Origin of the sequence: Sedimentibacter saalensis (assembly GCF_007830175.1) — a bacterium.
GTDB classification, from domain to species: domain Bacteria; phylum Bacillota; class Clostridia; order Tissierellales; family Sedimentibacteraceae; genus Sedimentibacter; species Sedimentibacter saalensis.
The window spans coordinates 17,936-29,159 of record NZ_VLKH01000016.1 but is presented as its reverse complement, the minus strand read 5'-3'; the positions used below and the strand labels follow the sequence as shown (position 1 = coordinate 29,159).

8 protein-coding genes and 1 pseudogene are annotated in these 11,224 nt (G+C 36.7%); all 9 read left to right on the top strand.

What is annotated here, in order from left to right:
• Positions 1-371 (top strand): annotated as a pseudogene (locus LY60_RS17610) (acetyl-CoA C-acetyltransferase); the annotation flags it as partial.
• Positions 372-963: 592 nt separating this feature from the next.
• Entirely contained in the window at positions 964-1,188 is a 225-nt protein-coding gene (locus tag LY60_RS17605; RefSeq protein ID WP_145087021.1) for a putative periplasmic lipoprotein, read from the top strand.
• A 295-nt stretch (positions 1,189-1,483) separates the two neighbouring features.
• Entirely contained in the window at positions 1,484-2,866 is a 1,383-nt protein-coding gene (locus LY60_RS17600) for a sigma-54 interaction domain-containing protein (protein ID WP_246145577.1), read from the top strand.
• Between the two features lie 264 nt (positions 2,867-3,130).
• On the top strand, positions 3,131-4,582 hold the full coding sequence (locus LY60_RS17595; protein ID WP_145087015.1) for a 4-hydroxyphenylacetate 3-hydroxylase family protein: 1,452 nt from the start codon (positions 3,131-3,133) through the stop codon (positions 4,580-4,582).
• 68 nt (positions 4,583-4,650) lie between these two features.
• The gene (locus LY60_RS17590) at positions 4,651-4,929 is read left to right on the top strand and encodes a NifU family protein (protein WP_145087012.1); all 279 of its coding nucleotides are present in this window, start codon (positions 4,651-4,653) and stop codon (positions 4,927-4,929) included.
• Positions 4,930-5,222: 293 nt separating this feature from the next.
• Positions 5,223-6,521, top strand: coding sequence for an acetyl-CoA hydrolase/transferase family protein (locus LY60_RS17585; protein WP_212633510.1), 1,299 nt, complete (start codon positions 5,223-5,225; stop codon positions 6,519-6,521).
• 24 nt (positions 6,522-6,545) lie between these two features.
• The gene (locus tag LY60_RS17580) at positions 6,546-7,916 is read left to right on the top strand and encodes a hypothetical protein (protein ID WP_145087006.1); all 1,371 of its coding nucleotides are present in this window, start codon (positions 6,546-6,548) and stop codon (positions 7,914-7,916) included.
• Positions 7,917-8,079: 163 nt separating this feature from the next.
• Positions 8,080-9,327, top strand: a complete 1,248-nt coding sequence (gene larAH6 / locus LY60_RS17575) for a nickel-dependent malate racemase, LarAH6 family (protein ID WP_145087003.1) — start codon at positions 8,080-8,082, stop codon at positions 9,325-9,327.
• Positions 9,328-9,541: 214 nt separating this feature from the next.
• The gene (locus tag LY60_RS17570) at positions 9,542-11,200 is read left to right on the top strand and encodes an ABC transporter substrate-binding protein (protein WP_145087000.1); all 1,659 of its coding nucleotides are present in this window, start codon (positions 9,542-9,544) and stop codon (positions 11,198-11,200) included.
• The last annotated feature ends 24 nt before the right edge of the window (positions 11,201-11,224 follow it).

The following is an 11,224-nucleotide window of genomic DNA, read 5'->3' as shown; positions in this document are numbered from 1 at the left end:
TCAAATACTTGTGCGAAATAGCAGGATATGGCTCAGCAGGAGTTGATCCGAAAATAATGGGTATAGGACCTGTTCCTGCAACTAAAAAAGCTCTTGCTAAAGCAGGCTGGACAATTGAAGACATTGAACTTGCAGAAGCAAATGAAGCATTTGCATCACAGGCATGTGCAGTTGTAAGAGATTTGGGTTTAAGTGAAGACATTACAAACGTAAACGGCGGAGCAATAGCACTTGGACATCCAATCGGAGCTTCAGGAGCAAGAATTCTTGTTTCATTGATTTACGAAATGCAAAAAAGAGATGCTAAAAAAGGTCTCGCAACATTGTGCATAGGCGGCGGAATGGGAACTGCCATGCTGGTACAAAGATAAACAGGGCATATTAAATTCTAAGAGGCATTTAATATTTGAGAGGCTGCTAATGCAGCCACAGGTTTCTGACAAAGTATTCTTTGGACGTTGTCATTCTGAGAGCTTGCTCGAAGAATCTAATGTTTTCAACAAAGATGAGATCCTTCACTATCGTTCAGGATGACAGCGTCGTGGTTTGTCAATAGTCTGAGGCTGCTAATGCAGCCTCTTTTTTATATACTAGGAAAGAGGATTTTCCTAGTATATAAAAAACGGGGATTGCAAAGGGCGGGACGCCCTTGCTGTCAAGGGGGGTGCTCAGCAAAAAATACGTTAGTATTTTTTGCGCCGAAGGGGGACATAGGTCCCCCTAGCGGAGTTGCGGAGCAACTTTTTTAACAAAATTACATTAATAAATGTATGGACAAATCGAGAAAAACATAATAAAATAAAAAGCATAACGTTTACAATAGAACAAATAAATATACATACAAATAATCAAGTCGAATTGTTGCAATTTCTGCAGAAACATCCACATTATCTTTATAACACAGAAAATAATTAAGAAAGGGAAATGAATTTATAAGCTGAATTTATTTTACAAGGACGATATATGAAACAACTGATTATATTATTGTTTACAGCATTGGTTCTTACATCATGCAGCAGCTCTGAAACAAAGACGGAAGAAACTAATACTTCTCAAGTTGAAATCAAAAATGACATGACAATTAACGTAACAGACTCTGCTCTTAAAAAAATGGAGTATGAGCTTAAAAATTCCAATATTGTTGGTGCAATTTACAGAATTGACTTTGTATATTCATCAGCAGGATGAGGCACTCCTGTTTATAATCTTGTTCTGGATGAACATGCAAATGACGAGAATTGGAAATTTTACGAAGTTAATAATATGGTAATAGCTGTTCCTGTCAGTTTGAAAGAATATTTGAGCGGATTTAATATAGATTATGATAATAAAAGTATAATAAATGAATTTTTAATTGAACCAGTGTATTGACAATCACTTGTATTACTTGTTAATATATTAACCAAAGTTAAGGCTATAATTTTGCTGCGACTTTGAAACATTTCAAGGAAGGAAAGTATAACTTATTATACACGGTATGTATATGAAAGAGGCTTTTAAAAGTTTAGATCATTTAATGATGCTGGAAGCGATTATAGAAACTTCTTATGATGGTATATATATAACAGATGGACAAGCAAATACCATATTAATAAATAATAGCTATGAACGAATTACAGGACTAAAAAGAGAAAACCTCTTAGGTCACAACATGGAGGAACTAGTAAGAAAGGGCATCATATCCCAGTCAGTTACCTTGAAAGTTTTAAAGGACAATGCATCATACACACTGCATCAGCAATTTAACACCGGTAAGTGCGCGCTGGTCACAGGAACACCATTTTATGATTCAGATGGAAAAATTCAGCTCGTAGTGACCAACGTCAGAGATATTACAGATTTAGAAGCTTTAAAAGAAAAGGTAATTAAAAGTAAAAAAGAAAATTTAAAATATCAAAACTTAATTGAGGAACTGAACAAACAAATTGCAGGGACTGAATATATAGTGGCAGAAGATGAAGAAATGTTAAATCTTTTGCTGTTGGCTAAACGTGTTGCCCGTGTTGATACAAACATATTGATTAATGGAGAAACAGGTTCAGGCAAGGAAGTGCTTGCAAAATATATTCATGACAACAGCCTCAGAAGAGATAAGCCTTTTATAAAAATAAACTGCGGAGCAATACCGGAGAGCTTAATGGAATCGGAATTTTTTGGTTACGTGGAAGGTTCTTTTACGGGAGCTTCAAAGGGTGGGAAGTTTGGAATATTTGAAGCGGCAAATAACGGTACATTGCTGTTGGATGAAGTTGGAGAGCTGCCACTGGCAATGCAGGTTAAACTATTAAGGGTTTTGCAGGATGGTGAAATAGAAAAAATAGGAAGCAATAAAATTATTAAGGTTGATGTGAGAATAATTGCTTCAACAAACAGAGACTTGCAGAAAATGGTTGAAGATGGCCTTTTCCGTGAGGATTTGTACTATCGTCTAAATGTTGTTCCCCTAAAGGTGGTACCATTGAGAAACAGAACCAGCAGCATTATTCCAATTGTAGAATACTATCTGAAGGAATTTAACAAAAAGTATGGTTTAAATAAGAAAATATCACAAGAAGCACTGAAATATTTGTATGAATACAGCTGGCCCGGAAATGTGAGAGAATTAAGAAATCTGGTTGAAAGAATAACAGTGACAACAGTAGAAGACGTAATTACTAAAGGAGATTTACCTCCTCATATTACTGAAGCTTCTCATGCTGAAAAAAAATCTTACGACAAAATAGTGAAACTTTCTGATGCATTGGAAGTTGTTGAAAGAGAACTTCTCCTAAAGGCATATGAAAGAAACGGCAATGTAAGAGACGCTGCAAAGGAACTTGGTATTGATCCGTCTACTTTCGTCAGAAAGAGAAAAAAGTACATTTAGACCGATGCAATAATGCAACCAGTTGCATTATTGCATCGGTATTTTTTTGCTCTTTTTCTTGAATCTTTAGGTTTTTGATGCAAATTTACATCAATCAAAAAATTGATATGAAAAATGTTTGAAGAGCAAATATTTTGTATATTAGAATTTGTTGAAATATCAATATTAAAAATTTTTATTAGATTTTTAGTTGATTGTTAAATTATTGGCATGAAATATGCTATTTATATATGCGTAAATTAAAAATTCTTGGAGGTATATATAATGGCATTAATGACTGGTGAACAATTTATCGAAAGCATTAGAAAGATGAACATGCAAATTTATATGTTTGGAGAAAAGGTTGAAAACCCTGTTGACAACCCAATACTCAGACCATCTCTGAACTCAGTGAGAGCAACTTATGATTTGGCACAAATGCCTGAATATGAAGATTTAATGACAGTAAAATCTTCTATTACTGGAGAAAAAATCAACCGCTTCTGCCACATCCATCAAAGTACGGAAGATTTGATTAAAAAGGTAAAAATGCAGCGTTTATTGGGACAAAAAACTGCTTCCTGTTTCCAGAGATGCGTTGGAATGGATGCTTTTAATGCAGAATTTAGTACAACTTATGAAATTGATAAAGCACATGGAACTAAGTATCATGAAAATTTCGTTAATTACATGAGATTTGTTCAGGAAAATGACATGACTGTTGATGGAGCCATGACTGACCCTAAGGGAGACAGAGCACTTTCTCCAAGCAAGCAGGCAGATCCTGATTTATATTTGAGAGTTGTAGAAAGAAGGCCTGACGGCGTAGTAGTCAGAGGAGCAAAAGCTCACCAAACAGGTATATGTAACTCACAGGAAGTAATAGTAATGCCTACAATCGCATTGTCTCCTGAAGATAAAGATTATGCAATATCATTTGCAGTTCCTGTTGATGCTGAAGGTATATTGATGATAATAGGCAGACAGTCATGCGATACAAGAAAATTGGAAGGCTCACAGTTAGATGTTGGAAACAGTCAGTATGGCGGTGTTGAAGCTTTGGTAGTATTTAACGATGTGTTTGTTCCTAATGACAGAATATTCTTAAATGGAGAAACTGAATTTGCCGGAATGCTTGTTGAAAGATTTGCAGGATACCACAGACAAAGCTACGGCGGATGCAAGGTTGGAGTTGGTGACGTTCTTATAGGTGCAGCAGCTTTGGCAGCTGATTATAACGGAGCACAAAAGGCATCTCACGTAAAAGATAAATTAATTGAAATGACACATTTAAATGAAACATTGTACAGCAGCGGTATTGCATGTTCAGCAGAAGGTTCTAAGACAGAATCAGGAAATTATATTATAGATTTACTTTTGGCAAATGTATGTAAGCAAAATGTAACAAGATTCCCATATGAAATTGCAAGACTGGCTGAAGATATTGCCGGCGGTTTAATGGTTACAGCTCCATCTGAAAAAGATCTAAAAGATCCTGTAGTTGGACCTTATGTTGAAAAATATCTGAAGGGTGTAAATGCAGTTTCTGTTGAAAACAGATTAAGAATTTTAAGATTAATTGAAAACCTGACATTAGGAACAGCTGCAGTTGGTTATAGAACAGAATCTATGCACGGCGCAGGCTCACCACAGGCTCAAAGAATCATGATAGCTAGACAGGGAAATATTAACGGAAAGAAAGAATTAGCTAAAGCAATAGCACAAATTACAGAATAATTTTCGAGCCCGGAACTCTCAGGGGTTCCGGGTACACACAAAAACACACAAACACAATGGAGCTTAACATGATTGAAAAGATAGAACATGTGCTTGATGAATATGTAAGGCCTAAATTATCGGAACACTATGGAAATGTAAAAGTACTGGATTATAAAGATGGTGTTCTTGATATTAAGCTGGAAGGTCAATGCAGCAACTGCCCATCAGCAAGATTTACAGTTGAAGATGTTATTGAAATAGAAGTTAAAAAACATGTTCCGGAAGTTGAAAAAATTGTATTGATTGAAGGTGTCAGTGACGAATTATTAGCCTTTGCCAGTAAAATACTGAATAAGAAATTATAATAGGGTTATTTATGAAGATTGGAATAAAGTATTGCGGCGGATGCAATCCCGGCTATGACAGAAAAAAACTAGTTGAGAAGCTTATAAGTGAGCACAACGAAATCTCATATGAAAATGCAAAGGATAACATTTTCTATGATATTGTGGCAGTAATAAACGGATGCAGCAGAGCGTGCTCTGAACACGAACCATTTAAAGGTACAAAGAAATTATTTATAAACTCTGAAAATGATTACTCGAAGTTTAAAGGAATAATACCATCAACTAAAATTATGGCAAGGAGGAAAAGTTTATTGAGTTGGAAAGAAATATACAATGAAAGACTTTTGACAGCTGAAGAAGCTGTTAAAAAAATAAAATCTAATGACAGGGTTGTAATTGGTCATGCAGTTGGTGAGCCATCATATGTTGTAGGAAAAATGGTCGAGAACAAGGACCAATATGAAAATGTAGAAATTGTGCACATGGTTGCCATGGGAAAAGGTGAATATGCTCAACCTGGCATGGAAAAGCACTTCAGACACAATTCCATTTTTGTTGGAGCATGTACTCGTGATGCAGTAAGCTGCGGAAGAGGTGACTTTACACCAAGTTTCTTCTACGAGGTTCCAAGACTGTTCAGAACATCAATGCCTGTAGACGTTGCACTTATTCAGGTAACACCTCCTGATGAACATGGCTACTGCAGTCTTGGGGTGTCTGTTGATTATACAAAGACAGCAGCACAAGAAGCTAAAACAGTAATAGCTCAAGTTAACGATCAAATGCCTAGAACAATGGGAGACACATTTTTACATGTTTCAGAAATAGATTGCTTTGTTGAACATTCAGCTCCAATAATTGAACTTAGTGCTCCTAAAATTGGTGAAATTGAAAAGGCAATTGGAGAAAACTGTGCTTCACTGGTTTCAGATGGAGATACATTACAATTGGGTATTGGAGCTATACCGGATGCGGTATTGTTATTCCTGAAAGATAAAAAGGATTTAGGAATACATTCTGAAATGTTTTCTGACGGAGTAGTTGAATTGTTTGAAGCAGGAGTTGTTACAAATAAGAAGAAGACACTACATCCTGGAAAAATGATAGTTGCGTTTTTAATGGGAAGCAAAAAACTTTATGATTTTGTCAACAACAATCCAATGGTTGAAATGTACCCTGTTGATTATGTGAACAATCCGACAGTTATTATGAAAAATGATAACATGGTTTCAATCAATTCATGCGTGCAGGTTGATTTAATGGGTCAGGTATGTTCTGAAAGCATTGGATTAAAGCAAATAAGTGGTGTTGGCGGTCAAGTAGATTTTGTTCGAGGTGTAACAATGGCTAAGAACGGTAAATCAATAATGGCAATGCCGTCTACAGCAGCCAAGGGAACAGTTTCAAAAATAGTTCCACTGTTGGATGAAGGAGCTGCAGTAACAACTTCCCGTAATGATGTAGATTATGTTGTAACAGAATATGGGGTTGCGCATCTAAAGGGCAAGACATTAAGAGACAGAGCAAGAGCACTTATAAATATTGCTCACCCAGATTTTAGAGATGAACTAGTTAAAGAATTCGAAAAAAGATTTTCCACAAAATTCTAAAATAATACTAAGGGAGAAAAGTCTATGTCAGCAGTAAGAGAATACGGTAAAGAACAACCTTATATACCAGCGGGTATATTCAAGATCAGATTGCCTTTTATTCACTACAAGTGGGAATGGTCTGAGTTTTTTCAAGCAATACTTATGTGTGCCACATGTCTTGGAGCTATTCCGGTTTTAACTGAAGTTCTGGGAGTTTCAAATGACATTGCTTGGAGCATGGTTATTATCAACAGCATGGGTTATGTACTGCACTCCTTGCTGGGAGATCCGGTTGTTCCAGGCTGGATAACACCATCTATTCCGTTAACAATAGCATTTTTGTCTAACTACATCATAGGACCAGAAAGAACTCAAGCTCTTATAGCTCTGCAGTTTGAGGTAGGTATTATATTTGTTGTATTTGGTATAACAGGAATAGCAAATAAAGTAATACACATTGTACCAACATCAATAAAAGCAGGAATTCTTCTTGGTGCAGGTGTTGCGGCTATTTACGGAGAATTTAAGACAGGCGGACGTTTTGGAACATATCCTATAGCGGTAACAATTGGAGTATTGGTTGCATTTTATTTATTGTTCTCACAAAAGTTTAGAAATTTGAGAAAGACAAGTAAGTTTGCAAATGCTCTGGGCAAGTATGGTATGCTTCCGGCAGTGGCCATTGCAATTATTGTAGGTCCTTTAGCAGGTGAACTTCCATTTCCTAATATTCAAATGGGTTCATTTATAAAAATACCTGATTTGGCAGGAATTATGGGAACACTTAGTCCTTTCAGCATAGGATTCCCAAGTGCAGCTGTATTTCTTCAGGCAATACCAATGGCAGTAATGGCTTATATAATTGCATTTGGTGATTTTGTAACAAGTGAGACACTCATTCGTGAAGCAGATGAAGCAAGACCTGATGAAAAAGTTGACTTCAATGCAAACAGATCCAACTTAATAAGCGGTATAAGAAATATAATTCAATCTTTAATATCTCCTTATACTCAATTGAGCGGTCCATTATGGGCAGCGGTTACAGCATCTGTTTCTCAAAGATATAAAGACGGCAGAGATGCTATGGATTCTCTGGTAGGCGGTATGGGAACATTCAGATGGACCAGTCTTCTCATGGTTGCCATTGTTCCGATAGTTTCATTAGTACAGCCTGTATTGCCTGTGGCATTGTCATTGACATTGCTGGTTCAGGGATATATATGCACAAGACTGGCAATGGATATGTGTGAAACAGAAATGGATAAGGGAATTGCAGGTGTAATGGGTACAGTTATTGTAGCTAAAAGCGCAGCCTGGGGACTTGCAGTTGGAATAATTCTGCATTTGCTTCTGTCTTCAAAGAAAACTGCTGAAGTTGAGGAAATTGAAGAACTAGAAGAACTTGCAAGTTAGTAACATATAATAAGAGATTTAGAACAAAGGGAAAAAATTAAGAGGCATAAAGGCTCTCTGCGCACGCAGGGAGCCTTTGTTTTTAAAAAACAAAAAATTAAAAAAGGTGGAATTTAACAATTTAATTATATATAATTAAGCAATACAACATGCGGAGGGCAAAATGGAAATCAAATTAAAAAAAGATAAAGATTATGTTTATGCCAAAATTGATGACACACACACTACAGAAATTTTGATGCCAAACACAGTGGACAACAATGATTCTGAAGAATCTATAATTATAGAAGCTTTAAAAAATCCTATCAATTCTGAACCCTTGGATAAAATCGCAAAAAAAGGAGAAAAGATTGTCATAATCACAAGCGATATTACAAGGCCAATGAAGAGTAAATTAGTTTTGCCGTACATTGTTCAGGAGCTTAAAAAGGCAAATGTAGATCAAAGTGACATAACAATTGTGTTGGCTCTTGGAAGCCACAGGAAACACACTGTAGAAGAAAAAATGCAATTGGTTGGAGAAGAAGTTTATAAAACAATAAAAATCGTTGACAGCAGCATGGATGACTGCAAAAATTTTGGAACATGCAAAAATGGAACTCCTGTAGACATTTTCACGCCTGTAGCACAAGCAGACAGGATTATTTGTCTTGGTAATGTGGAATATCATTATTTTGCAGGATACTCAGGGGGAGCAAAAGCTATAATGCCCGGTGTTTCCAGCTATGCAGCAATTCAAGCCAACCATTCAAATATGGTTAAGGACGGTTCATATGCAGGAAACCTTGACACTAACCCTGTAAGGCAGGACATAGACGAAGTTGGTAAACACATAAAAATTGATTTTATTTTAAATGTTTTGCAATCTTCCGACAAGAAAATTGTTGGAGCTTTTGCTGGACACTACATAGATGCTCACAGGGCTGCCTGCCGTGCATTAGATTTGATGTACAAAGTTAACATTAAAGAAAAAGCAGATGTTGTCATTGTTTCGCCGGGAGGATATCCAAAGGACATAAATATATACCAGGCTCAGAAAGCTCTGGACAATGCAAGACATGCCGTAAAAGACGGGGGAACAATAATTCTCTGTGCCTCATGCAAGGAAGGTTTTGAAAATGATATTTTCGAAAAATGGATGATGACAAAGACAAAGGAACAGATGGTAAAAGAAATAAGGGAAAATTTCGTCCTTGGAGGTCATAAGGCAGCTGCTATTGCAATGACACTTATGAAATCTGAAATATACATGGTCACAGATTATGACAAATCAACAATTGAACACATTGGATTCAAGTATTTCGATAATCTGCAGGATGCTGTTGACAGTGCACTTTATAAATCCGGCCGTAAATCAAGAGTTATAATAATGCCTGCAGGTGGCAGCACCCTTCCTAACTATGTGGGATAATTGCGTACATTGCGTACAACTGTACATTCAAGGCGTAAAATAAATTTATAAATTATCTTTTAATATATTGAAAAAAATTAAAGAATATGATTGACAATCAATAATTATAGAGCTATAATACAAAAAAGATTTCAGCAAAGGCGCTGTAGGTTATACCTACGGCGCTTTTTTTTTAGCTAAATCAGTGAGAAATTAAAAATACGGAGGATAAAAAATGATAAGAAGGAAATTAGCAATACTATTGGCAGTAGCAATAATCATGCTTCCTGTTATGACATCCTGCTCTAGTTCACAGACCAGCGCTCCTGCAGAAAGTAAAACAGAAACAGAAAAACCTCAAGCTTCTGAACCAGTATCAACAGACAAAATTTTAAAGATAGCGTCATCCGACAACCCAGCCACATTGGATCCTCAAAAGACATCCGAATATTACAGAGAACCGTTGAATATTTATGACAGGCTGGTTGAAGCTGTAACAGTTGACGGTAAACCTGAACTGGTGCCAGGATTGGCAGAAAGCTGGGATGTGTCAGAAGATGGTCTTGTATACACATTCCATCTTGCAAAGGATGTAACATTCCATAATGGAGAAGTATTTACAGCAGATGATGTCATGTTCACAATAGACAGAATGATGAATCCCAATACGGCAGCAATGAACACTGATTTCTTCGATATGATAAAAGGTGCAACAGAAGTATTTGAAGGAAAAGCTGATCATGTTGAAGGCGTTAAAGTTATTGATGACAATACAGTTGAAATAACCCTGGAAGAACCATTTGCTCCATTCATTGCAAATATTGCAACTCCGGGATGTTCAATATTGAACAGAGAAGCAACGGAAGCAGCCGGAGACCAGTTTGGAATCGATACTTCTGTTACAGTAGGAACAGGGCCTTTCAAGGTAGACAGCTGGTCAGTTAATGAAGAGGTTGTACTGGTTGCAAACAAGGATTATTTTAAGGGTGCGCCACAGATTGACGGTTACACTGTGAAAATCATTCCGGATGCAGAAACGCAGAGGATGATGTTTGAAAGCGGCGAACTTGATGTGTTTGACACTTCTGAAGCAAGAACTCAGGTGCCATATTTCAAATCAAGTCCTGATTATAAGGATAATATTGTAAGCGCTCCTGAAGCCGGATTATATTTCTACGCATTCAATAACAGCATGGAACCATACAGCAACCTGAAAGTAAGACAAGCGCTTCAAATGGCCGTAGACAGGCAGACTATACTCGATACCATGTATGACGGAGAAGGAATGGTATTGAACACATTTTTACCTGAATCCGTACTGGGACATAATTCAGACGCAAAAGGAATTGAATACAATACTTCAAAAGCAAAGGAACTGCTTGCAGAGGCAGGATATCCAAATGGGTTTGAAATGGAAATCATTCAGGTTTCTGACAGTGCAACTACATTGGAAATGAATGAGGTTGTACAGTCCATGATGTCTCAGATAGGAGTAAATGTTAAAATAACTCAAGTTGATGAGGCTACATACTATGCAATGAGAAAAGCCGGTGAAATTCCTGTTTACAGAAGCTCATGGTGGGCTGACTACAATGATCCTGATAACTTCTACTACACATTCTTTTCAGAAAAGAATGCAGTTGTAAGATCTACATGCTACAGCAATTCTGAAGTTTTCTCAGGTCTCGATGAAGCAAGGACCATGGTTGATCCTGATGCAAGACTTAAGTATTATCAGGAGATGGATAATATTATTATAAATGAAGATGCAGCTATACTTCCTATGTTCCAGATGAACAAAATATTTGTTGTAAGCGACAGAGTTAAGGAGTTCCATATTGCATGGAATGGCTGGTCAGACATGTCATTCTATGATGTGGTGATTGAAAACTAATTAATCATGAGAGTTTATCTTAAT

Excerpts from the sequence above, each read along its gene's own strand:
- LY60_RS17590 (WP_145087012.1), top strand. The coding sequence starts at position 4,651 with ATGATTGAAAAGATAGAACATGTGCTTGATGAATATGTAAGGCCTAAA.
- larAH6 (WP_145087003.1), top strand. The coding sequence starts at position 8,080 with ATGGAAATCAAATTAAAAAAAGATAAAGATTATGTTTATGCCAAAATT.
- LY60_RS17595 (WP_145087015.1), top strand. The coding sequence starts at position 3,131 with ATGGCATTAATGACTGGTGAACAATTTATCGAAAGCATTAGAAAGATG.
- LY60_RS17570 (WP_145087000.1), top strand. The coding sequence starts at position 9,542 with ATGATAAGAAGGAAATTAGCAATACTATTGGCAGTAGCAATAATCATG.
- LY60_RS17580 (WP_145087006.1), top strand. The coding sequence starts at position 6,546 with ATGTCAGCAGTAAGAGAATACGGTAAAGAACAACCTTATATACCAGCG.
- LY60_RS17600 (WP_246145577.1), top strand. The coding sequence starts at position 1,484 with ATGAAAGAGGCTTTTAAAAGTTTAGATCATTTAATGATGCTGGAAGCG.
- LY60_RS17605 (WP_145087021.1), top strand. The coding sequence starts at position 964 with ATGAAACAACTGATTATATTATTGTTTACAGCATTGGTTCTTACATCA.